The organism is Salipiger mucosus DSM 16094 (assembly GCF_000442255.1).
In the GTDB taxonomy this organism is placed as follows: domain Bacteria; phylum Pseudomonadota; class Alphaproteobacteria; order Rhodobacterales; family Rhodobacteraceae; genus Salipiger; species Salipiger mucosus.
In genome coordinates this window covers 258534-282268 of the sequence record NZ_KE557273.1, presented here as the reverse complement: position 1 = coordinate 282268, position 23735 = coordinate 258534, and the positions used below count along the sequence as shown (strand labels likewise).

The following is a 23735-nucleotide window of genomic DNA, read 5'->3' as shown; positions in this document are numbered from 1 at the left end:
GAATCCGGCGCCGCGAAAGATGGCCGTGCCTATTACAGGCCGGTGGTCACGTCAATGGTGTTGCCATCCTCGAGGGTGACATAGGCCTTCTTGACGTCGTTGCGGCGGCCCATCTGGCCACGGAACCGCTTGACCTTGCCCTTGGTGATGGTGGTGTTGACCGCCTTCACCTTCACGCCGAAGAGCGCCTCGACGGCCTCCTTGACCTGGGGTTTGGTCGCGTCGATCGCCACTTCGAAGACCACCGCGCCGTTCTCGCCGACCATGGTGGATTTCTCGGTGACGACCGGCTTGCGGATCACGTCGTAATGTTCTGCCTTGGCACTCATTTCAGTCGAGCCTCCAGAGCTTCGACACCCGCCTTGGTGAGCACCAGCGTGTCACGCTTGAGGATGTCATACACGTTCGCGCCCACGCTCGGCAGCACGTCGAGGCCGTCGATGTTCGCCGCGGCACGGGCGAAGTTCTCGTTGACCTCGGCGCCGTCGATGACCAGCGCGCGCTTCCAGCCAAGAGCCTTCACCTGGTTCGCCAGGGTCTTGGTCTTGCCGTCGGCGTCGGCGTTGTCGATCACCACCAGGTTGCCGGCCTTGGCTTTCGCCGAAAGCGCCAGCTTCAGACCCAGCTGGCGGACCTTCTTGGGCAGCTCGTGCGCGTGGCTGCGCGGCACGGGGCCCTTGTAGATGCCGCCCTTGCGGAAGATCGGCGCGTTGCGGTCACCGTGGCGTGCGCCGCCGGTGCCCTTCTGGCGATAGATCTTCTTGGTCGAGTAGCTGGTCTCGGACCGGGTCTTGGCCTTGTGGGTGCCGGCCTGCGCCTTGTTGCGCTGCCAGCGGACCACGCGGTGCAGGATGTCGGCGCGCGGCTCGAGATCGAAGATCTCGTCCGTCAGCTCGACTTCGCCCGCGGCACCGCCGTCGAGTTTGATCACGTCGAGTTTCATTGCTCGCCTTCCTTCTTTTCACCCGAAGGATCCACACCGGCTTCCTTCTCGGCGTCGATCTCGGCCTCGGCTTCCTTCAGCGCCTCTTCCTGCTGAGCCGCTTCCTCGGCCAGGCGGGCCTCCTCGGCAGCCTTGGCCTCTTCCTCGGCCTGGCGGGCAGCCTCTTCGGCGGCACGCGCGGCTTCGTCGGCGGCCGACTTCAGCGCGGCGGGCAGGATCGCCCCGTCGGGGAACGGCTTCTTCACGGCGTCCTTGATGGTCACCCAGCCGCCCTTCGAGCCCGGAACGGCGCCCTTGATCATGATCAGGCCGCGTTCGCTGTCGGTGCGCACGACCTGCAGGTTCTGCGTGGTCACGCGGACAGCGCCCATGTGGCCGGCCATCTTCTTGCCCTTGAAGACCTTGCCCGGGTCCTGGCACTGACCGGTCGAGCCGTGCGAACGGTGGCTGATCGACACGCCGTGCGTGGCTTCGAGGCCACGGAAGTTGTGCCGCTTCATGCCGCCGGCAAAGCCCTTGCCGATGGTGGTGCCGCAGACGTCGACGAACTGGCCCTCGAAGTAATGGTCGGCGGTGATTTCCTCACCGACGCCGATCATGTTCTCCGGCGCGACGCGGAATTCCGCGATCTTGCGCTTGGGCGTGACCTTCGCGACGGCGAAGTGGCCGCGCAGGGCCTTGGTGACGTTCTTTGCCTTGACCGAGCCCGAGCCCAGCTGGACGGCGGTGTAGCCGTCCTTGTCGGCGGTGCGCTGCGCGACCACCTGGCATCCGTCGAGTTGAAGGACGGTCACGGGAACCTGCTTCCCGTCCTCCATGAACAGCCGGGTCATGCCGACTTTCTTTGCGATGACTCCAGAGCGCATCATGAGCGTTGCCCTCCTTACACCTTGATCTCGACGTCCACGCCGGCGGCGAGGTCGAGCTTCATGAGCGCGTCCACCGTCTGCGGGGTCGGGTCGACAATGTCGAGCAGCCGCTTGTGGGTGCGGATCTCGAACTGGTCGCGGGATTTCTTGTTCACGTGGGGGCCACGCAGAACGGTGAACTTCTCGATCTTGTTCGGCAGCGGGATCGGGCCGCGCACCTGCGCGCCGGTCCGCTTGGCGGTGTTCACGATTTCCTGCGTGCTGGAGTCCAGCACGCGGTAGTCGAACGCCTTGAGCCGGATGCGAATGTTCTGGCTTTGCATTGTTCGGTCTGCCTTTTCATAGGCGTGAGAGTCGAGAGGAGGAGACGGGACCACCCCGTCCCCTCTTCGGACCCGTTTGGGACGGGCAGAGCCCGTCCCGGTATTCAAGGTCGGGGCGACGGATCAGGCCGGGACCGCGCGGGCCCTGGCCTGACCGTCGCATCCGACTTGGATCACTCGAGGATCTTGGAGACGACGCCCGAGCCGACGGTGCGGCCGCCTTCGCGGATGGCGAAGCGCAGGCCGTCTTCCATCGCGATCGGCGCGATGAGCTCGACCTCGAACTTCAGGTTGTCGCCCGGCATCACCATCTCGGTGCCCTCGGGAAGCGTCACCGTGCCGGTCACGTCCGTCGTGCGGAAGTAGAACTGCGGACGGTAGTTCGCGAAGAACGGCGTGTGGCGGCCGCCCTCTTCCTTGGTCAGGATGTAGACCTCGCACTCGAACTTGGTGTGCGGCGTCACCGACTTCGGCTTGCACAGCACCTGGCCGCGCTCGACGTCGTCGCGGTCGATGCCGCGCAGCAGCGCGCCGATGTTGTCGCCCGCTTCACCGCGGTCGAGCAGCTTGCGGAACATCTCGACGCCGGTGCAGGTCGTCTTGCGGGTGTCCTTGATGCCCACGATCTCGATCTCGTCGCCGACGTTGATCACGCCGCGCTCGACGCGGCCGGTCACCACGGTGCCACGGCCGGAGATCGAGAACACGTCCTCGATCGGCATCAGGAAGGGCTGGTCGACGGCACGCTCGGGGGTGGGGATGTACTCGTCCACCGCGGCCATCAGCTCCTTGATCTTCTCTTCGCCGATTTCCGGGGTCTCGCCGTTCATCGCCGCAAGCGCCGAGCCCGCGATGATCGGGATGTCGTCGCCCGGGAAGTCGTACTCGGAGAGCAGCTCGCGCACTTCCATCTCGACCAGCTCGAGCAGTTCCTCGTCGTCCACCTGGTCGACCTTGTTGAGGAACACGACCATGGCGGGGATGCCCACCTGGCGGCCCAGCAGGATGTGCTCGCGGGTCTGCGGCATCGGGCCGTCAGCCGCGTTCACCACGAGGATCGCGCCGTCCATCTGCGCCGCGCCGGTGATCATGTTCTTCACGTAGTCGGCGTGGCCGGGGCAGTCGACGTGCGCGTAGTGACGGTTCTCGGTCTCGTATTCCACGTGCGCCGTCGAGATCGTGATCCCGCGCGCCTTCTCCTCCGGTGCGCCGTCGATCTGGTCGTACGCACGGAAGTCGCCGAAGTACTTCGTGATCGCCGCCGTCAGCGTCGTCTTGCCGTGGTCAACGTGCCCGATCGTGCCGATGTTCACGTGCGGCTTGCCGCGCTCAAACTTTTCCTTTGCCATGGTATTGGCTCCTTTTTCTGTCGGATGGTGGGGCGTGGCCCCACCCTACGGTGGTGGGTAGGGCGGGGACCGGCCCCGCCACCCGGCTTTATGCGTACTTGGACTGGATCTCTTCCGAGATGTTCTGCGGAACCGGATCGTAGTGGTCGAACTGCATCGTGAACTGCGCGCGGCCCGAGGTCATCGACCGCAGCGTGTTGATGTAGCCGAACATGTTCGCCAGCGGCACGAAGGACTGGATCGCCACGGCGTTGCCGCGCGGCTCCTGGCCCGACACCTGCCCGCGACGCGAGGTCAGGTCACCGATGACCGAGCCCGTGTATTCCTCGGGCGTGACCACCTCGACCTTCATCATCGGCTCGAGCAGCTTGGCGCCGGCCTTGCGAAGACCTTCGCGCATGCACATCCGCGATGCGATCTCGAACGCGAGGACCGAGGAGTCCACGTCGTGGAACTTGCCGTCGACCAGCGCGACCTTGAAGTCGATCACCGGGAAGCCGGCGAGCGGACCCGAGTCCATGACCGAGTTGATGCCCTTTTCCACGCCCGGGATGTATTCCTTGGGCACGGCACCGCCGACGATGCGGCTCTCGAACGAGTAGCCTTCGCCCGGCTCGGTCGGGGAGATCTCGAGCTGGACCTCGGCGAACTGACCCGAACCACCCGACTGCTTCTTGTGGGTGTAGGTGTGCTCGATCGCGTGACCGATGGTCTCGCGGTAGGCCACCTGCGGGGCACCGATGTTCGCCTCGACCTTGAACTCGCGCTTGAGACGGTCAACCAGGATGTCCAGGTGAAGTTCGCCCATGCCCTTCATGATGGTCTGGCCCGACTCGAGGTCGGTTTCCACCTTGAACGACGGGTCTTCGGCCGCGAGGCGCTGAAGGCCCGCGGACATCTTCTCCTGGTCGGCCTTGGTCTTGGGCTCGACCGCGATCTCGATCACCGGATCGGGGAAGGTCATGGTTTCCAGCACGACCTGCTTCTGCGAGTCGCAGAGCGTGTCGCCCGTGGTGGTCTCCTTGAGGCCCGCGATGGCGATGATGTCGCCCGAACCGGCCCAGTCGATCTCTTCCCGCGAGTTCGAGTGCATCATCATCATGCGGCCGATGCGCTCGCGCTTGCCCTTGGTCGAGTTCATGACCGAACCACCCTTCTCGAGCAGGCCCGAGTAGATGCGGCAGAAGGTCAGCGAGCCGACGAAGGGGTCGTTCATGATCTTGAACGCGAGGCCCGCGAAGGGCTGCTCGTCACCGGGCTTGCGCTCGATGTTGCGCGTCTCGGTCTCGTCGTCCGGCGAGAAGCCCATGTAGGGCGGCACGTCGAGCGGACCGGGCAGGAAGTCGACCACGGCGTTGAGCAGCGGCTGGACGCCCTTGTTCTTGAAGGCCGAGCCACCCAGAACCGGCACGAAGGACAGGTTCAGCGTGCCCTTGCGGATGAGCTTCCGCAGGGTGTCGATGTCGGGCTCTTCGCCTTCGAGGTAGGCTTCCATGGCCTCGTCGTCCTGCTCGACGGCGTTCTCGATCATGTGCGAGCGCCACTCGTCGGCGAGGTCCTTGAGCTCGTCGCGGATCGGGCCACGCACCCAGGAGGCGCCCAGGTCTTCGCCCTTCCAGACCCACTCTTCCATGGTGATCAGGTCGACGATGCCCTCGAGCTTGTCTTCCGCACCGATCGGGAAGTTGACCGGAACCGGGGTCGCGCCCGTGCGGTCCTTGATCATCTTCACGCAGTTGAAGAAGTCGGCGCCGATCTTGTCCATCTTGTTGACGAACACGATGCGCGGCACCTCGTAGCGGTCGGCCTGACGCCACACGGTCTCGGTCTGCGGCTCGACGCCGGCGTTACCGTCCAGGAGGCAGATCGCACCGTCGAGCACGGCCAGCGACCGCTCGACCTCGATGGTGAAGTCGACGTGGCCGGGGGTGTCGATGATGTTGTAGCGGAACTTGGTGTCCGACGTGCCTTCGGCGGTCGGATCTTCCTGCCACTGCCAGAAGGTCGTGGTTGCCGCGGAGGTGATGGTGATCCCGCGTTCCTGCTCCTGCTCCATCCAGTCCATCGTGGCCGCGCCATCGTGGACCTCACCGATCTTGTGGGACCGGCCGGTGTAGAAGAGGATGCGTTCGGTCGTCGTGGTCTTGCCGGCATCGATGTGGGCCATGATGCCGAAGTTGCGGTAACGCTCGAGCGGATAATCGCGTGCCATGATGGACTGCCTTTCCTGGGCTTACCAGCGGTAGTGGCTGAACGCCTTGTTGGCGTCGGCCATCTTGTGGGTGTCTTCGCGCTTCTTCACGGCGGAACCGCGCGACTGGACGGCATCGATCAGCTCGCCAGCAAGACGCTCTTCCATCGTGTTCTCGTTGCGCGAACGCGATGCGGTGATGAGCCAGCGGATCGCCAGCGCCTCACGACGCTCGGGGCGGACCTCGACGGGCACCTGGTAGGTGGCACCGCCCACGCGGCGCGAACGGACCTCGACGGCCGGCTTGATGTTGTCGAGCGCCTCGTGGAACACTTCCACCGGCGCCCGCTTCACCTTGCCTTCGACGCGCTCGAGCGCGTTGTAGACGATCTTCTCCGCGACCGACTTCTTGCCGTCGACCATCAGGTTGTTCATGAACTTGGTCAGGACCCGGTCGCCATACTTGGCGTCGGGCAGGATTTCGCGCTTCTCTGCAGCGTGACGACGAGACATCTCTTCTTCCTCTTACTTCGGACGCTTCGCGCCGTATTTCGAGCGACGCTGCTTCCGGTCCTTGACGCCCTGCGTATCCAGCACACCGCGCAGGATGTGGTAGCGGACGCCGGGAAGGTCCTTCACACGGCCGCCGCGGATAAGCACGACCGAGTGCTCCTGCAGGTTGTGCGATTCGCCGGGAATGTAGCTGATGACCTCGTAGCCATTGGTCAGGCGCACCTTGGCGACCTTCCGCATGGCCGAGTTCGGCTTCTTGGGCGTGGTGGTATAGACGCGCGTGCAGACGCCCCGCTTCTGCGGGCACTCCTGCAGGTGCATCGACTTCGAACGCTTGACTTTCGGCTGCCGCGGCTTGCGGATCAGCTGCTGGATCGTTGGCATTTGGGTCTCTTTCCCCGTGTTCTCTCACATATGTGGTGCACGGGGTCGGCCCCATGCGTCTTTCAGGTTTTCAGGCGCCCCGCGCGTCCGCGGGTCACCGATGACGCGCCGCCCCATCCGTGGCCGGGAGACGACGCAAAGCACCGCATGCGCTCCCAGTCAGAGAGCGACGCGGTGGGTGTCCAGAGGATCGGGGCCATGGCCCGGATCGTGACCGCTCCAGTTCTGTAAAACGCGCCGGACGCACTACGCCCTAGCGAATTGAGGCGCGTATAGGGGGAGTCGCGGGGCTTGTCAACAACGCTCGCCACCTTGCCAGCCGTGGCCCGGCGGTGCGATGCAGGCGTGACCGGTTCATAGAGGAGTCCCGCGATGCAGGCCATCGGATTGTGCCGCTTTTCCTGGCCCGCCGAGGGCGGCTTCCAGGTCGAGCATGCCAGCATCGCCGAGCGGCGCGCCTACCTCTATTCAAAGGCCCGCATGGAGCAGCGCTTCCGCACCTTCGAGGCGATCACCCTGCCCGGCCTGCGCGGCCAGACCGACCCCGACTTCACCTTCGTCCTGCTGATCGACGAAGCCCTCCCCGAGGCCCACGCCGAACGCCTGCTCGCCTTGGTCGCGGACCTGCCGCAGGCCGTCGTGGTCGCGCGGCCGCCCGGCCCGCACCGCGCCACCTGCCGCGAGGTGCTGAACGCCGCGCGGCACGACCCCGCGGCCCCCTGCCTGCAGTTCCGGCTCGACGACGACGACACCGTCGCGCGCGACTTCATCGCCCGCATCCGCGCGGACGCGGCGATGCTCGAGGGGCTGCGCAGCCGCAACCGCCTCGTCACGCTCGACTACAATCGCGGCTACATCCTGCGCCCCTCCGCCGAGGGGCTGCACGGCGAGGAGACGGTCCTCAATTCCTACCCGATGGGCATGGCCATGTGCCTGCAGGGCGGCGTGACGCAGAGCATCATGAACTTCGCCCACGGCAAGGTCGCCCGCTTCATGCCCGTGGTCAGCTTCACCGACAGCGCCATGTTCGTGCGCGGCCACAGCGACTTCAACGACTCGCGCCAGTCCTCACGCGCCCGTCCCGTGGACCTGCCGCCTGCCAGCCCCGAAACCCTCGCGGTCCTGCGCGAGCGTTTCGGCATCACCGCGGATCACGTCCGTAGCGTCTTTGCCTGAAGCCGCCGCGACCGCCGCTCGCGCCACAGGGTAAAGAGGCCCGTCCCCGCGATCACCGCCGCGCCCACCAGCGTCAGCGGATGCGGCCAGTCGCCGAAGATCACGAGCCCCAGGATCAGCGCCCAGACCAGCCCGGTGTAGCGGAAGGGTGCGATGAACCCCACGTCGCCCACGCGCATGACCAGTACGCTGAAGCTGTAGCCGCCGATGATGAACAGCGTCGCCCCCGCCAGAAGCCAGCCCAGCCGCGGCGTGACCGGCACCCAGTCCTGCCCCAGCGCCCAGCTGCCGGCAAAGACCATCACCCCCAGCGACGAGACCAGCGTCACCGTCAGCGAAGGCACCGCCGCCGAGGTTCGCCGCGTCGCGAGATCGCGCACCGTCACGCAAAGCACCGCCACCAGCGCCAGCATCGAGGCCGAGGTGAAGCCCTCGGTCCCGGGCCGCACGATCAGCAGCATGCCCAGGAAGCCGACGCCGATGGCGCTCCACCGCCGCCAGCCCACCGGCTCGGCAAAGACCAGCGCCGAGGCCAGCGTCACGCTCAGCGGCGTGGTCTGCATCAGCGCCGTCGCGTTCGCGAGCGGCATCTGCCGCAATGCGGTGAGAAAGAAGAAGGCCGCGCCCGCCTCGGCCACGGCCCGCAGCAGCACGAGGCCCCAGTCGCGGCGCGACATATGCAGGCGCAGTTGACCCAGCGCCGCCGCCAGCGCGGCGATGAAGGCGCTGGCAAAGAGCCCCCGGATCACGAGGATCTGGGACAGGGGCATCGCCTCGCCGATGGCCTTGATGCAGGCATCCCCGAAGGTGAAGCCCGCCATCCCGGCGATCATCAGCAGCGCGCCGCGCATATTGTCGGAAAGGGCCGGCATGACCGGCCTTTAGCACCCCGCGCGGCGCACCGCCAGACGCTAGAGGCTCCGGGCTCAGCCCCCCTCGTCCGCGCGGGTCACGTGGATCACCTGCCCGTCGCCGTAGTCGGTCGCCAGCAGGAACGATCCGTCGTCCAGCACCTCGACATCGCGCACGCGGCCGAACTCCCGCAGCAGCCGCTCTTCCTCCGAGACGCGGTCGCCGTCCCAGGCCAGCCGCACGATGCCCGGCGCCACGAGCCCGCCGATCAGCAGGTCGCCCTCCCATTCGGGGAACATCTCGCCCTCGTAGAAGGTCATGTCGCCCGGCGCGATCACCGGGTCCCAGTAGTAGGCGGGCTCTTCCATGCCCTCCTGCCGGGGCTCGCCGCTGCCGATGGGCCCCCCGCCGTAGCGCGTGCCGTAGGCGACCACCGGCCAGCCGTAGTTGGCGCCGGGCTGCGGGATGTTGATCTCGTCGCCGCCGGCCGGCCCGTGCTCGAGCGTCAGCAGCGTGCCGTCCTCGCGCATCGCCGCGCCCTGCACGTTGCGGTGGCCATAGGACCAGATCGCATCCATCGCGTCCTCGTCGCCGACAAACGGATTGTCCTCGGGCACCGAGCCGTCGAGGTTGATCCGCACCACCTTGCCGTAGGTGTTGTCCAGCTCCTGCGCCATCTGCCGCTCTTCGTCGGTGAAATGCTCGCCCGTGGTCACAAAGGCATGGCCCTCGCCGTCAAAGACGATCCGGCTGCCGTAGTGCATCGGCGAGGCGGAGGGCGGGTCCTGCACAAAGATGTCCTCGACCCCGGTGAGCTCGGTCATGTCCTCCGACAGCGTGCCCCGCGCGGCGGCCGTCACCGACATGCCGTCGCTCATCGGCTTGGAATAGGTCAGGTAGACATGCCGCGTCTCGGCGAAATCCGGGCCCGTCTTCACATCCAGCAGGCCCGCCTGCGTGCTGTTGCCGGCGGACCGGTTGAAGACCTCGGGCACGCCCGCGATGGGCTCCGAGACGGTGCCGTCCATCGCGACGTGGCGCAGCTGGCCCGACCGTTCGGTCACCAGCAGGCCGGCGTCATCCGGCAGCGCCTCGATCGCCCAGGGGTGCTCGAGGCCGGTGGCCAGTTCCTCGGTCTCGTAGGAATAGGACGAGACGACGATCTCGGCGCGGGTCTGCTCGGGGAAGGCCGGCTCGAAATCGGCGTTCCTGCGGCCCCACTCGTGCGCCTCCTGCGCAAGCACGGATCCGGCGACAAGCGCGCCGAGCGCGGTCAGGGTGGTGATCTTTGCGGCGGTCATGGCGCCCTCCTCTGCTGATGACATCAGCCGAACGCCCGGCGCTCCCGCGCCGTTGCCTGCCCTGACGGCATCGTGACCGCCCCGGCCGCACCGCCGCGCAAAGAAAAACGCCCCCGCCGGATGGCGGGGGCGCTTGGTGTCTCAGCCTGTGGCGAGGATCACTCGCGGCTTTCGGGCGTATCCACCACGAGGTTGTCGAAGTCGTCGCCCCCGATCACGTCGTTGCCCGACTGGTCGTCCTCGGGCGCCGCCAGCGCGGCCGCGGCATCCGCCTCGGCCTTCTTGGCGTCGATCACCTTGGTGTCGCGGTCGGTCGCGATCTTGCGCACCCGCTGGGTCGCGCCACCGGTGCCCGCCGGGATCAGGCGGCCCACGATGACGTTCTCCTTGAGGCCCACGAGCTTGTCCTTCTTGCCCTGCACCGATGCCTCGGTGAGGACCCGCGTGGTCTCCTGGAAGGAGGCCGCCGAGATGAAGGACCGGGTCTGCAGCGACGCCTTGGTGATGCCCAGCAGGATCGGCTCGCCCTCGGCGGGACGGCCGCCCTTGGCCGCGATCTTCTCGTTCGCTGCCATGAACTCGGCCTTGTCGACGTGCTCGCCCTTCAGAAGGGTCGTATCGCCGCTGTCGGTGATCTCCCACTTCTGCAGCATCTGCCGGACGATGACCTCGACGTGCTTGTCGTTGATCTTCACGCCCTGCAGTCGATACACGTCCTGCACCTCGTCGATCATGTAGTTCGCCAGCGCCTCGATCCCCATGATGGCGAGGATGTCGTGCGGCGCGGGGTTCCCGTCCATGATGTAGTCGCCCTTCTGGACGTAGTCCCCTTCGGCCACGGGAATGTGCTTCCCTTTCGGGATCATGTATTCCTTGGTGTCCAGGCTGTCGTCCGCGGGCTCGATCGCGATGCGGCGCTTGTTCTTGTAGTCCTTCCCGAAGCGCACGTAGCCGTCGATCTCGGCGATGATCGCGTGGTCCTTGGGACGGCGTGCCTCGAAGAGTTCGGCCACACGCGGCAGACCGCCGGTGATGTCCTTCGTCTTCGCGCCCTCGCGCGGGATCCGCGCCACGACGTCGCCGGCCTTGACCTCCTGACCGTCTTCACAGCTCAGGATCGCGTCCACGGACATCGGATAGGTCACCGGGTTGCCCGCGTCGTTGCGGACCGGCTCGCCATCCTGGTCCATCAGGATGATCTCGGGCTTCAGCTCGTTGCCCTTGGGGGCCGCGCGCCAGTCGGTCACGATCTTCTGGGTCATGCCGGTGGCGTCGTCGGTCTCCTCGCGCACGGCCACGCCGTTCACCAGGTCGACGTGCTTGGCGATACCGTCCTTCTCGGCGATGATCGGCAGCGTGTAGGGGTCCCACTCGAAGAGCTTGGCGCCCCGCTCGATCCGGTCACCCTCCTGCACGAACAGCTTGGTGCCGTAGCCCAGCTTGTGGCTGGCCCGTTCGACACCGTCGTCGCCGACGATCCGCAGCTTCATGTTGCGGCCCATCACCAGCGTCTCGCCGGCCGCGTTCTCGAGCGTCGAGGGGCCCTCGAACTCGATGATGCCGTCCTGGCTGGCCTCGAGGAAGGACTGCTGGCCACCCTGCGCGACGCCGCCGATGTGGAAGGTCCGCATCGTCAGCTGCGTGCCGGGCTCGCCGATCGACTGCGCCGCGATGATGCCCACGGCCTCGCCGGTGTTCACCATCGTGCCGCGCGCCAGGTCACGGCCGTAGCACATGGCGCAGACGCCCTCGTCGGCCTCGCAGGTCAGCGGCGAGCGGATGCGCGCCGACTGGATCGCCGCGTCCTCGATGGAATCGGCCATGCGCTCGTCGATGAGCTGACCCTCGCGGACCAGCACCTCGTCGGTCACCGGGTTCACGATATCGTCGGCCGCGACGCGACCCAGGACACGCTCGCCCAGCGAGGCCACGACCTCGCCGTCGTTGATCGCCGCTTCCGCGGTGATCGCGCGGTCGGTCCCGCAGTCGTGCTCGCGCACGATGCAGTCCTGCGCCACGTCCACCAGGCGGCGGGTCAGGTAGCCCGAGTTCGCCGTCTTCAGTGCCGTGTCCGACAGACCCTTCCGGGCGCCGTGGGTCGAGTTGAAGTATTCAAGAACGGTCAGACCTTCCTTGAAGTTCGAGATGATCGGCGTCTCGATGATGTCGCCGTTCGGCTTCGCCATCAGGCCGCGCATCCCGCCCAGCTGCTTCATCTGCGTGACCGAGCCACGGGCACCGGAGTGCGCCATCATGTAGACCGAGTTGGGTTCCGCCTCGGCCCCGGTCTCGTCGCGCTTGGCGGCCGAGATCGTGTTCATCATGGCGTCGGTGACCTTGTCGTTGCACTTCGACCAGGCGTCCACGACCTTGTTGTACTTTTCGCCCTGGGTAATCAGGCCGTCCATGTACTGCTGCTCGAAGTCCTTGACCTGCTCACGCGTGTCCTCGACCAGGCTCCACTTGTTGTCGGGGATGACCATGTCGTCCTTGCCGAACGAGATGCCCGCCTTGAAGGCCTCCTTGAAGCCCATCGACATGATCTGGTCGCAGAAGATCACCGACTCCTTCTGGCCGCAGTAGCGGTAGACGGTGTCGATGACGCGCTGCACGTCCTTCTTGCGCAGCAGCTGGTTGACCAGCTCGAAGGGCGCCTTGGCGTTCATCGGCAGCAGAGCACCGAGCCGCACGCGGCCGGGCGTCGTGTCGAAGCGCTTGTCGATCTCCTGGCCGGTCTCGTCGATCTGCTTGACGCGGCAGGTGATCTTGGCGTGCGTGTGCACCTCGCCCGCCGTCAGCGCATGCTCGACCTCCTCGATGGAGGAGAAGGCCATGCCTTCGCCCTTCATGCCCTCACGCTCGATGGTGAGGTAGTAGAGGCCCAGAATCATGTCCTGCGAGGGAACGATGATCGGCGCGCCGTTGGCCGGCGACAGGACGTTGTTCGTCGACATCATCAGGACGCGCGCTTCCAGCTGCGCCTCGAGCGACAGCGGGACGTGCACGGCCATCTGGTCGCCGTCGAAGTCCGCGTTGAAGGCCGAGCAGACCAGCGGGTGCAGCTGGATCGCCTTGCCCTCGATGAGCTGGGGCTCGAACGCCTGGATGCCGAGACGGTGCAGCGTGGGCGCCCGGTTCAGCAGGACCGGGTGCTCGCGGATGACCTCGTCGAGGATGTCCCAGACCTCGGGACGTTCCTTCTCGACCAGCTTCTTCGCCTGCTTCACGGTGCTCGACAGGCCCTTGGCCTCGAGCCGCGAGTAGATGAAGGGCTTGAAGAGCTCGAGCGCCATCTTCTTCGGCAACCCGCACTGGTGCAGCTTCAGCTCCGGGCCCGTCACGATGACGGAGCGGCCCGAGAAGTCGACGCGCTTGCCCAGAAGGTTCTGGCGGAAGCGGCCCTGCTTGCCTTTCAGCATGTCGGACAGCGATTTCAGCGGACGCTTGTTCGCGCCGGTGATGACGCGGCCGCGGCGGCCGTTGTCGAACAGCGCGTCGACGGCTTCCTGCAGCATCCGTTTTTCGTTGCGGACGATGATGTCCGGCGCGCGCAGTTCGATCAGCCGCTTGAGGCGGTTGTTCCGGTTGATGACGCGGCGGTAGAGGTCGTTGAGGTCCGAGGTCGCGAAGCGGCCGCCGTCCAGCGGGACGAGCGGGCGCAGTTCCGGCGGGATGACCGGCACGACGGTAAGGATCATCCACTCCGGGCGGTTGCCGGATTCCAGGAAGCTCTCGACCACCTTGAGGCGCTTGATGATCTTCTTGGGCTTCAGCTCGCCGGTGGCTTCCTTGAGGTCCGCGCGCAGGTTCTCGGCCTCGGCCTCGAGGTCGATCGCGGCCAGCATCTCGCGGATCGCTTCAGCGCCGATGTTGGCGGTGAAGGCGTCCATGCCGTACTGGTCCTGCGCGTCGAGGAACTCGTCCTCGGTCATCATCTGGCCGTAGGCGAGGTCCGTCAGACCGGGCTCGATCACGACGTAGTTCTCGAAGTAGAGAACCCGCTCGAGATCGCGCAGCGTCATGTCCAGCATCAGGCCGATGCGCGAGGGCAGCGACTTGAGGAACCAGATATGGGCGCAGGGCGCGGCCAGCTCGATGTGGCCCATGCGCTCGCGGCGCACTTTCTGCAGGGTGACCTCGACGCCGCACTTCTCGCAGACGACGCCGCGGTACTTCATGCGCTTGTACTTGCCGCACAGGCACTCGTAGTCCTTGATCGGGCCGAAGATGCGCGCGCAGAAAAGGCCGTCACGCTCGGGCTTGAACGTGCGGTAGTTGATCGTCTCGGGCTTTTTGATCTCGCCGTACGACCAGCTGAGGATCCGCTCCGGGGACGCGAGCGAGACCTTGATCTCGTCGAAGACCTTGGGCGGAGTCAGCGGGTTGAACGGGTTGTTCGTCAGTTCCTGGTTCATGTCAAAACCTTTGCATCAGGGTGCGTCGGGGGGAGGCCCGGTGTCCTTCGGATGAAAGACCCCGGGCAGAAGAATTTTCGGCCGAAAATTCCCCGTTACTCCTCATCCTCCGCGTCCAGGAGTTCCATGTTCAGGCCGAGGCCGCGGACTTCCTTAACGAGCACGTTGAAGCTCTCGGGAACGCCCGCCTCGTAGTTGTCCTCGCCCTTGACGATGCTCTCGTAGACCTTGGTCCGGCCCGCCACGTCGTCCGACTTCACGGTCAGCATTTCCTGCAGGGTGTAGGCGGCGCCATAGGCTTCCAGCGCCCAGACCTCCATCTCCCCGAAACGCTGGCCACCGAACTGCGCCTTGCCGCCCAGCGGCTGCTGGGTGACGAGGGAGTAGGGCCCCGTCGAACGCGCGTGGATCTTGTCGTCGACCAGGTGGTGCAGCTTCAGCAGGTACTTCACGCCCACGGTCACCTGGCGCGAGAACTGCTCGCCCGTGCGACCGTCGAACAGCACCGACTGCCCCGACTCGTCGAAGCCCGCGCGCCGCAGCGCGTCGTTGACGTCGGGCTCCTTCGCGCCGTCGAAAACCGGCGTCGCGATCGGCACGCCGCGGGTGGCGTTCTGCGCCGCCTCCAGGAAGTGCTCCTCGTCCATGTCGGCGAGGCCCTCCTCGTAGACGTCGTCGCCGTAGGCGATGCGCATGGCCTCCCGCACCGGGGTGAGGTCACCCGAGCGGCGGTAGTCCTGCAGCGCCTCGTCGATCTGGATGCCCAGACCGCGCGAAGCCCAGCCCATGTGCGTCTCGAGGATCTGGCCCACGTTCATGCGCGACGGCACACCCAGCGGGTTGAGGCAGAAGTCGACCGGCGTGCCGTCCTCGAGGAACGGCATGTCCTCCATCGGAACCACGCGGCTGATCACGCCCTTGTTGCCGTGACGGCCGGCCATCTTGTCGCCCGGCTGCAGCTTGCGCTTCACCGCGACGAAGACCTTGACCATCTTCATCACGCCCGGCGGCAGGTCGTCGCCACGACGGACCTTCTCGACCTTGTCCTCGAACCGCGCGTCGAGCTGACGCTTCTGCGCCTCGTACTGCTCGTGCAGCGCCTCGACGATCTGCGCGTCCTTCTCCTCGGCCAGGGCGAGCTGCCACCACTGGCCGCGGCTCAGGCCCTCGAGAAGCTCCTCGGTGATCTCGGAGTTCGCGCGCACGCCGCGCGGCCCCTTCACCGCGGTCTTGCCGAGGATCATGTCCTTGAGACGGGCATAGATGTTGCGGTCGAGGATCGCGAGCTCGTCGTCGCGGTCCCGCGACAGCTGCTCGACCTCTTCACGCTCGATCTGCAGCGCACGTTCGTCCTTCTCGACGCCGTGACGGTTGAAGACCCGCACTTCCACGACGGTGCCGTAGTCGCCCGGCTTCACCCGCAGCGAGGTGTCGCGCACGTCCGAGGCCTTCTCGCCGAAGATGGCGCGCAGGAGTTTCTCCTCCGGCGTCATCGGGCTCTCACCCTTCGGAGTGATCTTGCCCACGAGGATGTCGCCCGGCTCCACGTCGGCGCCGATGTAGACGATGCCCGCCTCGTCGAGGTTGCGCAGGGCTTCCTCGCCGACGTTCGGGATGTCGCGGGTGATCTCTTCCGGTCCGAGCTTGGTGTCACGGGCGGCGACCTCGAATTCCTCGATGTGGATCGAGGTGAAGACGTCGTCACGCGCGATGCGCTCGGAGATCAGGATCGAGTCCTCGTAGTTGTAGCCGTTCCAGGGCATGAAGGCGACGATCACGTTCTTGCCGAGCGCCAGCTCGCCGATGTCCGTCGACGGACCGTCGGCGATCACCTCGCCCTTCTGGACGCGGTCGCCCACCTTCACCAGCGGACGCTGGTTGATGCAGGTGTTCTGGTTCGAACGCTGGAACTTGCGCATCCGGTAGATGTCGACCCCGGCATCGCCAAGCTCGAGATCCTCGGTTGCGCGGATCACGATCCGCTGCGCGTCGACCTGGTCGATGATGCCGGCCCGGTGTGCCATGATCGAGGCGCCGGAGTCGCGGGCGACGATGCCCTCGATGCCGGTGCCCACGAGCGGGGCTTCCGAGCGCAGCGTCGGCACGGCCTGCCGCTGCATGTTCGCACCCATCAGCGCGCGGTTGGCGTCGTCATTCTCGAGGAACGGGATCAGCGAGGCGCCGACCGAGACCAGCTGCTTGGGCGACACGTCGATCAGGTCCACCGACTCGCGCGGCGCGAGGGTGTAGTCGCCCGACTGGCGGGTGTTGACCATCTCGTTCGTGAATTTGCCCTCGGCGTCGAGCGAGGCGTTCGCCTGCGCCACGGTGTGCCGCATCTCCTCGGTCGCGGACATGTAGTGCACTTCGTCCGTGACCTGGCTTTCCTTCACGACGCGGTAGGGCGTCTCGATGAAGCCGTACTTGTTGACGCGCGCGAAGGTCGCCAGCGAGTTGATGAGACCGATGTTCGGGCCTTCCGGCGTCTCGATCGGGCACATCCGGCCGTAGTGCGTCGGGTGCACGTCGCGCACCTCGAAGCCGGCACGCTCGCGGGTCAGACCGCCGGGCCCGAGGGCCGACAGACGACGCTTGTGCGTCACTTCCGAAAGCGGGTTGGTCTGGTCCATGAACTGCGACAGCTGCGACGAGCCGAAGAACTCGCGCACGGCGGCCGCGGCGGGCTTCGCGTTGATGAGATCCTGCGGCATCACCGTGTCGATCTCGACCGAGGACATGCGCTCCTTGATGGCGCGCTCCATCCGCAGCAGACCCACGCGGTACTGGTTCTCCATCAGCTCGCCGACCGAGCGGACGCGGCGGTTGCCGAGGTGGTCGATGTCGTCCACTTCGCCACGGCCGTCACGCAGCTCGACCAGTGCCTTGATGCACTGCACGATGTCGTCACGGTCCAGCGTGCGCTGGGTGTCGGGCTTGTCGAGCGCGAGACGCATGTTCATCTTCACGCGGCCCACGGCGCTCAGGTCGTAACGCTCGCTGTCGAAGAACAGGGTGTCGAACAGCGCCGAGGCGGCCTCGACGGTGGGCGGCTCGCCCGGACGCATGACGCGGTAGATGTCCATGAGCGCGCTGTTGCGGTCCATGTTCTTGTCCTGCGCCATGGTGTTCCGCATGTACGGACCCACGGTGATGTTGTCGATGTCGAGCACCGGGATGTCGGTCACGCCGGCATCCATCAGCTCCTTCAGGGAGCCGCCGGTCACCTCGCCGTCCTTGTCGACGGTCCAGGTCAGCTCGTCCCCGGCCTCGACGTAGATCGCGCCGGTTTCCTCGTTGATGATGTCCTTGGCGACGAACTTGCCGACGATCTGGTCGAAGGGCACCAGCAGGTTCTGCACCTTGCCCTCGTCGATGATCTTCTTGACCGCGCGCGGCGTGATCTTCTTGCCGGCTTCGGCGATCACCTCGCCGGTGTCCGCGTCCACGAGGTCATGCGTCGGACGGGTGCCGCGCACCCGCTGCGGGAAGAACTTGGTCTCCCAGCCCTCACCCTTGCGCAGGGTGTAGTCGACGGTCTCGTAGTAGGCGTCCATGATCGCTTCCTGGTCGAGACCAAGAGCGTAGAGCAGCGTCGTCACCGGCAGCTTCCGGCGGCGGTCGATGCGCGCGAAGACGATGTCCTTGGCGTCGAATTCGAAGTCGAGCCAGGAGCCGCGGTAGGGAATGATGCGGCAGGCGAAGAGCAGCTTGCCCGAGCTGTGCGTCTTGCCCTTGTCGTGGTCGAAGAAGACGCCCGGCGACCGGTGCATCTGGGACACGATGACACGCTCGGTGCCGTTCACGATGAACGTGCCGTTGTGCGTCATGAGCGGCATGTCGCCCATGAAGACATCCTGTTCCTTGATGTCCTTCACCGATTTGGCGCCGGAATCCTCGTCCACGTCGAAGACGATGAGGCGCAGGGTGACCTTCAGCGGGGCGCTGTAGGTCATGTCGCGCTGCATGCACTCCTCGACGTCGTATTTCGGCTTCTCGAGCTCGTAGTTCACGAATTCGAGGACCGCGGTCTCGTTGAAATCCTTGATCGGGAAGACCGACTGGAAGACGCCCTTGATGCCCTCGCCGTCCATGGGCTCGAGCTGGTCGCCGGATTTCAGGAAGAGTTCGTAGGAGCTTTTCTGAACCTCGATGAGGTTCGGCATGTCCAGAACTTCACGAATCTTGCCGTAGTATTTGCGGAGTCGTTTCTGGCCAAGGAAACTTTGCGCCATTGGTTTGAGCACCTTTCAGCTTCTCACCGGACGCGCTGGCTGTCGGGCCCCAGCGGCACGTCCATACGAGACGGCGATCACCGATCCATTCCTGGCCCCTGTCCCACCAGGGGCCTCCCGATCGAGGCGAACTCGCCTTAGAAAAGCCCCTGCGTCGAAGGGCCTCTCTGAGACGGGTTCGGCTGGCCCCGGCAATGCCCGGAGCCAGCCTTTGTTCATCGTCGCGCAGCGCGCCATGACGGCGCGCAACCCGCGATCACTTGAGCTCGACTTCGGCGCCTGCCTCTTCGAGCTTCTTCTTGATCTCTTCGGCCTCGGCCTTGTCGACGCCTTCCTTGACGGGCTTGCCGCCGGCTTCGACCAGTTCCTTGGCTTCCTTGAGGCCCAGGCCGGTGATGCCGCGGACTTCCTTGATCACGTTGATCTTCTTGTCGCCTGCCGACTTGAGGATCACGTCGAATTCGGTCTGCTCCTCGGCAGCTTCGCCACCGGCGTCGCCTGCGGGGCCGGCCATCATGACCGCGCCGCCAGCGGCGGGCTCGATGCCGTACTCGTCCTTGAGGATGGTTTTCAGTTCTTGGGCTTCGAGCAGCGTCAGACCGACGATTTGCTCTGCAAGTGCTTTCAGATCAGCCATTTTGCGTTTTCCGTATGCTTAGATGTGTTCCAACGTGCGGTATTGCAACCCCACGAGAGTCTCGGGTGCGCGTTACGCCGCCTCGCCTTTTTCCTCGATGGTCGAGAGAATGGAGGCGATGTTCGAAGCAGGTGCGCCGATCGCACCGGCGATGTTCGAAGCGGGTGCGCCGATGCAGCCGACGATCTGCGAGATGAGTTCCTCGCGCGACGGCATTTTCGACACGGCCTCGACACCGGCCCGGTCCAGGGCCGCTCCACCCATGGTCCCGCCAAGGATCTCAAGCTTCTTGTTGTCCTTGGCGAAATCCTCGACCACCTTGGCGGCTGCCACGGGGTCTTCGGAATAGGTGAGAACGGTCATCCCCTCGAGGTACTGCGCGATGCTTTCGCTCGGCGTTCCCTCCAGGGCGATCTTGGCGAGCCTGTTCTTGGCGACGCGGACCTGCGTCTCGGCCGCGCGTGCGCGCGCCCGGAGATCGGTCATGTCCGCAACCGTGAGACCCTCGTAGCGGGAAACCACCACGACGCCAGAGCTTTCGAAGATCTGGCCGAGTTCCTCGACCACTTTCTCTTTCTGGGCTCTATCCACAGTTTCACTCCAGTTGATGGAGGGGCGACCCCCTCCGGCTCGTTTCGGCCGGGTTTCCCCGGCCACAAAGGTCCGATCGGGTCGTCGCATCGCGTCGCCGGAGCACATCATGCCCGGAACGTATGTCCTTCCCGTCTCGGGCAGGAATTACAGGCCGGAGCCAACCCACCGTCTCGGACGAAATGAAGGGCACCCGCGAATCGCGAACGCCCTTGCACGATCTCCCTACACGCTGCGGGCGGGCTTGCCAAGGGGGCGTGCGCCCCGCCCGAACGCAAAGGGGCGGGCCGCCTGGCCCGCCCCCTGCAGATCCGGTCAGCCGGAGATCACTCGACGTTGGCGTTCGCGATGTCGACCGTCACGCCCGGGCCCATCGAGGAGCTGATCGACAGCTTCTCCATGTAGGTGCCCTTGGCGCCCGTCGGCTTGGCCTTGGCCACCGCGCCCACGAAAGCACGGATGTTCTCGGCCAGCTTGCCTTCGTCGAACGAGATCTTTCCCACGCCCGCGTGCACCACGCCGGCCTTCTCGGCCTTGAACTGGACCTGGCCGCCCTTGGCGTCCTTGACCGCCTGGGCCACGTCCATGGTCACGGTGCCGACCTTGGGGTTCGGCATCAGGTTGCGCGGGCCCAGAATCTTGCCCAGGCGACCGACGATCGGCATCATGTCCGGCGTCGCGATGCAACGGTCGAACTCGATGGTGCCGCCCTGGATGGTCTCCATCAGGTCCTCGGCGCCGACGATGTCCGCGCCTGCGGCTTCCGCTTCCTCGGCCTTGGGGCCACGGGCAAAAACGGCCACGCGGACGGTCTTGCCGGTGCCGTTGGGCAGGCCCACGACGCCGCGGACCATCTGGTCTGCGTGGCGCGGGTCGACGCCCAGGTTCAGCGCGATCTCGACGGTCTCGTCGAACTTCGCCGAGGCATTCGCCTTCAGCAGCGCGACGGCTTCCTCGACGGTGACGTTTTCCTTGCCGGCGACGGCTTCGCGGGCGGCGCGGGTGCGTTTTCCGATCTTTGCCATCTTACTTCACCTCGATGCCCATGGACTTCGCCGAGCCCAGAATGATCTGCATGGCCGACTCGATGTCGGTCGCGCTCAGGTCACGCATCTTGGCTTCCGCGATCTCGCGCACCTGCTTGGTGGTGACGGTCGCCACGGTCTCGCGACCCGGCTTCTCGGCACCGCGCGGACGGTTGCGCTTGCCCACGGGCTTCATCCCGGCCGCCTTCTTCAGGTAGTACGACGCCGGCGGCGTCTTGATGTCCATCGTGAAGGACTTGTCCTGATAGTAGGTGATCTCGGTCGGGCAAGGGGCACCCGGCTCCATCTCCTGCGTCTTGGCGTTGAACGCCTTGCAGAATTCCATGATGTTGATGCCGCGCTGACCCAGGGCGGGGCCCACGGGCGGCGACGGGTTTGCCTTGCCTGCAGGGATCTGCAGCTTCATCTTGCCGGCGAGCTTCTTGGCCATCGGCTTTCTCCTTTCCCAATGCCCCGGGACGCGACCGCGGGGCGCTCACTTGGTGTGGTGCGGTCCGGACGGCGCGCCGCCCTCGCCTCCCACGCTCGCGGGCGGGTTGCCCCGCCCTGCCCCGGACATGGCCCGGGGCCTCGCCTCAGGCCTCTTTCGAGACCTGGGTGAATTCCAGTTCGACCGGGGTCTCCCGGCCGAAGATCGACACCGAGACGCGCAGGCGCTGGTTGTCGTCGTCGACGCCCTCGACCATGCCGTCGAAGCCCTCGAAGGGGCCGTCGTTGACCTTGACCTTCTCGCCCACCTCGAAGTGCACGAGCGTGCGCGGCGCTTCTTCGCCTTCCTGCACGCGGCCCAGGATCGCCTCGACCTCGGCATCGCGCATCGGCATCGGCCGGCCCTGCGGGCCGAGGAAGCCGGTCACGCGGTTGATCGAGTTGACCAGGTGATAGCCCTGGTCCGACATCTCCATGTGCACCAGCACGTAGCCGGGCATGAAGCGCCGCTCGGTCGTCACCTTCTTGCCGCGACGGACCTCGATGACCTCCTCGGTCGGCACGAGGACCTCGTCAATCTGATCCTCGAGCCCCTGCTCGGTCACGGACTGACGGATCTGCTCCGCGATCTTCTTCTCGAAGTTCGACAGAACGCTGACCGAGTACCACCGCTTCGCCATCTGGCCCTCTTCCTTCACTTGCGGGGCGGAACGCTGCCTCCCCCAAAAGAAAACTGGCGTGCAACTCGAATCGCTGCACGCCCGTCAAAACTCAGTGCCGTCCGATACCGCCGTCATCCGGCGATTTCAAGGCCCTGCCGGGCGCGCTCACCCGAAGAAGTTGAGCAGCCCCTGCAGCCCGGTCCGGATCAGGAGATCGGCCAGGGCAAAGAAGATCGCCGTCAGGGTCGCCATGATGAAGACCATGACCGTGGTCAGGATCACCTCGCGCCGCGTCGGCCACGAGATCTTGGCGACCTCGGCCCGGGTCTGCTGAACGAACTGGAGTGGATTGGCCATGGCGCCTGCGCCTTCCGTCTCTTGTGAGTGCGTCCGCGCGTATACGCGCCGCGGGCCGCCGTGGCAAGCATCCCGCCGCGCCGCGCCCCGATCACGGGATTGCGACGGCAGATCACGAAGGAATGAAAAAAACGCCACGTTCGCCGCGCAACCGTTTCGCAGGCGGCGCGTTCACGCGCACGTTTGAGCTCATAACCACCTTGGATCACACGAAAATTCAGGAAATCGCGAGCGATTTTCGGGGAACGACCCGCGATCTGCCGGTGTTGTGTGGCCAGAAGCGCAGAGCAGTCTGCCCTGCGAGTTCGAGACCAGTAAACGAAAGGACTGATATCATGAAACGCATCCTGACCGTTACCGCCCTTACGACCGTCCTCGCCACCGGCGCATATGCCGCTTCCGAGGCCGAGGTGACCGCCATCAACACCGTCGCGCCCGGCGTCGACGTCTCCATGATGACCGATGCCCAGGTCGACGAAGCCTTCGCCATCGCCAAGAGCGGCGACTCGGACGTCGAGAAGCGCGACAAGATCCAGCAGATCGTCGAAGGCAGCAACATGATCGACTCGGTCTCGCCCGAGGTTGACGCAATGATCATGGAGTACGTGCCGGACTGGCAGGTCGCCGCGATGACCGACGCACAGAAGGTCGAAGCGCAGGCCATCATCGAATCGGGCAGCGAGCCGGCCGACATCCGCGAGGAAGTCATGGCCATCGTGACCGGCGACGCGGCCGCCCTGACCGAAGCCGAAATGCAGCGCGTGATGTTCTTCGTGCCCGACGCGCAGCTGACCGACCTCACCGCCGAGGACGTGAACGAAGTCCGCGCGGCGATCTACAGCGGCAGCAGCGATGTCGACATCCGTCGGGACCTCGAGCAGGCCCTGTCGTAAGACCGGCGCTCATTCCGAGCCAAACAGGGGCTGCGCTTCGGCGCGGCCCCTTTTTGCGTGCGCGCATGACAGCGTACGGAAACCCCGTACGAGCCGTACAGGACGCCAGCCTCGCGGCTGCGGCGACCCGAGGCCGGCGCGGTGGCCGGCCGGACCGCGCGCGCTCCCGTACAGAAACCCCGTACGAGCCGTACATGACGCCCTCGCGGCGGCTGCCATGCAGGACGCACGGCGCAGCTGGCGACCTCGCCGGGGCGCGCAGCCGTACGAAACTCCCGTACGAGCCGTACAGGTCGCCGTGACCCGTGCTTCGGTGATGTGAGGAGAGTGGCAGGGGCAGCAGGGCTCGAACCCGCGACCTACGGTTTTGGAGACCGTCGCTCTACCAACTGAGCTATACCCCTAAGGCCGGTGCACCCTTTACGAAACAGACCGCCCCGATGCAAGCGGGAAAGTGGCCTTGTCGTGCAATCAACCCGGGCCGCGGGACACCCCGCGCATCGCGCCGCCAGGACCCCGCCAGACCCGGCCGGGAGACCCCGGACCTCCCCTGGAAAACACTCGAAAACGGC

Annotated in this window: 20 protein-coding genes and 1 tRNA gene; 2 read left to right on the top strand and 19 right to left on the bottom strand. The window is 65.8% G+C overall.

The window, feature by feature from the left end:
• Positions 1–32: 32 nt before the first annotated feature.
• The 8 genes from SALMUC_RS01425 to rpsL form a co-directional block, all read right to left on the bottom strand.
• On the bottom strand, positions 33–329 hold the full coding sequence (locus SALMUC_RS01425) for a 50S ribosomal protein L23 (protein ID WP_020042728.1): 297 nt from the start codon (positions 327–329) through the stop codon (positions 33–35).
• Positions 326–943 (bottom strand): 50S ribosomal protein L4, encoded by a 618-nt coding sequence (gene rplD, locus SALMUC_RS01420; RefSeq protein ID WP_020042727.1) that lies wholly within the window; start codon positions 941–943, stop codon positions 326–328. Before rplD ends, SALMUC_RS01425 begins: the two co-directional genes overlap by 4 nt.
• Positions 940–1812, bottom strand: a complete 873-nt coding sequence (gene rplC / locus SALMUC_RS01415; protein WP_020042726.1) for a 50S ribosomal protein L3 — start codon at positions 1810–1812, stop codon at positions 940–942. Before rplC ends, rplD begins: the two co-directional genes overlap by 4 nt.
• 14 nt (positions 1813–1826) lie before the next feature.
• A complete protein-coding gene (gene rpsJ / locus SALMUC_RS01410; RefSeq protein ID WP_020042725.1) occupies positions 1827–2135 on the bottom strand; it encodes a 30S ribosomal protein S10 in 309 nt (102 codons plus the stop codon).
• A 173-nt stretch (positions 2136–2308) separates the two neighbouring features.
• The gene (tuf, locus tag SALMUC_RS01405; protein WP_020042724.1) at positions 2309–3484 is read right to left on the bottom strand and encodes an elongation factor Tu; all 1176 of its coding nucleotides are present in this window, start codon (positions 3482–3484) and stop codon (positions 2309–2311) included.
• An 88-nt stretch (positions 3485–3572) separates the two neighbouring features.
• Positions 3573–5696, bottom strand: a complete 2124-nt coding sequence (fusA, locus tag SALMUC_RS01400; RefSeq protein ID WP_020042723.1) for an elongation factor G — start codon at positions 5694–5696, stop codon at positions 3573–3575.
• Positions 5697–5717: 21 nt separating this feature from the next.
• The gene (gene rpsG / locus SALMUC_RS01395; RefSeq protein WP_020042722.1) at positions 5718–6188 is read right to left on the bottom strand and encodes a 30S ribosomal protein S7; all 471 of its coding nucleotides are present in this window, start codon (positions 6186–6188) and stop codon (positions 5718–5720) included.
• 12 nt (positions 6189–6200) lie between these two features.
• Positions 6201–6572, bottom strand: a complete 372-nt coding sequence (rpsL, locus tag SALMUC_RS01390; protein WP_020042721.1) for a 30S ribosomal protein S12 — start codon at positions 6570–6572, stop codon at positions 6201–6203.
• A 372-nt stretch (positions 6573–6944) separates the two neighbouring features.
• Here rpsL and SALMUC_RS01385 point away from each other — a divergent pair, with 372 nt between their 5' ends.
• Positions 6945–7748 carry a putative rhamnosyl transferase gene (locus SALMUC_RS01385; protein ID WP_020042720.1) on the top strand — a complete coding sequence of 268 codons (804 nt, stop codon included), beginning with the start codon at positions 6945–6947 and terminating at the stop codon, positions 7746–7748.
• Here SALMUC_RS01385 and SALMUC_RS01380 read toward each other — a convergent pair.
• The 10 genes from SALMUC_RS01380 to secE form a co-directional block, all read right to left on the bottom strand.
• Positions 7724–8620, bottom strand: coding sequence for a DMT family transporter (locus SALMUC_RS01380; RefSeq protein ID WP_020042719.1), 897 nt, complete (start codon positions 8618–8620; stop codon positions 7724–7726). The genes SALMUC_RS01385 and SALMUC_RS01380 overlap by 25 nt on opposite strands.
• Before the next feature lie 54 nt (positions 8621–8674).
• Positions 8675–9901, bottom strand: a complete 1227-nt coding sequence (locus tag SALMUC_RS01375) for a PQQ-dependent sugar dehydrogenase (RefSeq protein WP_020042718.1) — start codon at positions 9899–9901, stop codon at positions 8675–8677.
• Between the two features lie 158 nt (positions 9902–10059).
• A complete protein-coding gene (gene rpoC, locus SALMUC_RS01370; RefSeq protein WP_020042717.1) occupies positions 10060–14316 on the bottom strand; it encodes a DNA-directed RNA polymerase subunit beta' in 4257 nt (1418 codons plus the stop codon).
• Between the two features lie 95 nt (positions 14317–14411).
• On the bottom strand, positions 14412–18548 hold the full coding sequence (gene rpoB / locus SALMUC_RS01365; RefSeq protein ID WP_021119689.1) for a DNA-directed RNA polymerase subunit beta: 4137 nt from the start codon (positions 18546–18548) through the stop codon (positions 14412–14414).
• Positions 18549–18804: 256 nt separating this feature from the next.
• On the bottom strand, positions 18805–19185 hold the full coding sequence (rplL, locus tag SALMUC_RS01360; protein ID WP_020042715.1) for a 50S ribosomal protein L7/L12: 381 nt from the start codon (positions 19183–19185) through the stop codon (positions 18805–18807).
• Between the two features lie 72 nt (positions 19186–19257).
• Entirely contained in the window at positions 19258–19776 is a 519-nt protein-coding gene (rplJ, locus tag SALMUC_RS01355) for a 50S ribosomal protein L10 (protein ID WP_021119687.1), read from the bottom strand.
• A gap of 326 nt (positions 19777–20102) precedes the next feature.
• Positions 20103–20801, bottom strand: coding sequence for a 50S ribosomal protein L1 (rplA, locus tag SALMUC_RS01350; RefSeq protein ID WP_020042713.1), 699 nt, complete (start codon positions 20799–20801; stop codon positions 20103–20105).
• Between the two features lies 1 nt (position 20802).
• Positions 20803–21252, bottom strand: a complete 450-nt coding sequence (gene rplK / locus SALMUC_RS01345; RefSeq protein ID WP_020042712.1) for a 50S ribosomal protein L11 — start codon at positions 21250–21252, stop codon at positions 20803–20805.
• 145 nt (positions 21253–21397) lie between these two features.
• Complete coding sequence (gene nusG, locus SALMUC_RS01340; protein ID WP_020042711.1) at positions 21398–21931, bottom strand: transcription termination/antitermination protein NusG; 534 nt, start codon at positions 21929–21931, stop codon at positions 21398–21400.
• A 147-nt stretch (positions 21932–22078) separates the two neighbouring features.
• Positions 22079–22270, bottom strand: a complete 192-nt coding sequence (gene secE / locus SALMUC_RS01335; protein ID WP_020042710.1) for a preprotein translocase subunit SecE — start codon at positions 22268–22270, stop codon at positions 22079–22081.
• Between the two features lie 335 nt (positions 22271–22605).
• Here secE and SALMUC_RS01330 point away from each other — a divergent pair, with 335 nt between their 5' ends.
• Complete coding sequence (locus SALMUC_RS01330) at positions 22606–23163, top strand: hypothetical protein (RefSeq protein ID WP_020042709.1); 558 nt, start codon at positions 22606–22608, stop codon at positions 23161–23163.
• A gap of 328 nt (positions 23164–23491) precedes the next feature.
• Here the strand turns inward: SALMUC_RS01330 and SALMUC_RS01325 are convergent.
• Positions 23492–23567: transfer RNA gene (locus tag SALMUC_RS01325), tRNA-Trp, on the bottom strand.
• Positions 23568–23735 lie beyond the last annotated feature (168 nt).

Coding starts and splice junctions, on each gene's coding strand:
- SALMUC_RS01385 (WP_020042720.1), top strand. CDS start 6,945: ATGCAGGCCATCGGATTGTGCCGCTTTTCCTGGCCCGCCGAGGGCGGC.
- SALMUC_RS01425 (WP_020042728.1), bottom strand. CDS start 329: ATGAGTGCCAAGGCAGAACATTACGACGTGATCCGCAAGCCGGTCGTC.
- SALMUC_RS01330 (WP_020042709.1), top strand. CDS start 22,606: ATGAAACGCATCCTGACCGTTACCGCCCTTACGACCGTCCTCGCCACC.
- rplL (WP_020042715.1), bottom strand. CDS start 19,185: ATGGCTGATCTGAAAGCACTTGCAGAGCAAATCGTCGGTCTGACGCTG.
- rpoB (WP_021119689.1), bottom strand. CDS start 18,548: ATGGCGCAAAGTTTCCTTGGCCAGAAACGACTCCGCAAATACTACGGC.
- rplK (WP_020042712.1), bottom strand. CDS start 21,252: ATGGCCAAGAAGCTCGCCGGCAAGATGAAGCTGCAGATCCCTGCAGGC.
- rpsG (WP_020042722.1), bottom strand. CDS start 6,188: ATGTCTCGTCGTCACGCTGCAGAGAAGCGCGAAATCCTGCCCGACGCC.
- tuf (WP_020042724.1), bottom strand. CDS start 3,484: ATGGCAAAGGAAAAGTTTGAGCGCGGCAAGCCGCACGTGAACATCGGC.
- secE (WP_020042710.1), bottom strand. CDS start 22,270: ATGGCCAATCCACTCCAGTTCGTTCAGCAGACCCGGGCCGAGGTCGCC.
- rpoC (WP_020042717.1), bottom strand. CDS start 14,316: ATGAACCAGGAACTGACGAACAACCCGTTCAACCCGCTGACTCCGCCC.
- SALMUC_RS01375 (WP_020042718.1), bottom strand. CDS start 9,901: ATGACCGCCGCAAAGATCACCACCCTGACCGCGCTCGGCGCGCTTGTC.
- fusA (WP_020042723.1), bottom strand. CDS start 5,696: ATGGCACGCGATTATCCGCTCGAGCGTTACCGCAACTTCGGCATCATG.
- nusG (WP_020042711.1), bottom strand. CDS start 21,931: ATGGCGAAGCGGTGGTACTCGGTCAGCGTTCTGTCGAACTTCGAGAAG.
- rplD (WP_020042727.1), bottom strand. CDS start 943: ATGAAACTCGACGTGATCAAACTCGACGGCGGTGCCGCGGGCGAAGTC.
- rplA (WP_020042713.1), bottom strand. CDS start 20,801: ATGGCAAAGATCGGAAAACGCACCCGCGCCGCCCGCGAAGCCGTCGCC.
- rplC (WP_020042726.1), bottom strand. CDS start 1,812: ATGATGCGCTCTGGAGTCATCGCAAAGAAAGTCGGCATGACCCGGCTG.
- SALMUC_RS01380 (WP_020042719.1), bottom strand. CDS start 8,620: ATGCCGGCCCTTTCCGACAATATGCGCGGCGCGCTGCTGATGATCGCC.
- rpsL (WP_020042721.1), bottom strand. CDS start 6,572: ATGCCAACGATCCAGCAGCTGATCCGCAAGCCGCGGCAGCCGAAAGTC.
- rpsJ (WP_020042725.1), bottom strand. CDS start 2,135: ATGCAAAGCCAGAACATTCGCATCCGGCTCAAGGCGTTCGACTACCGC.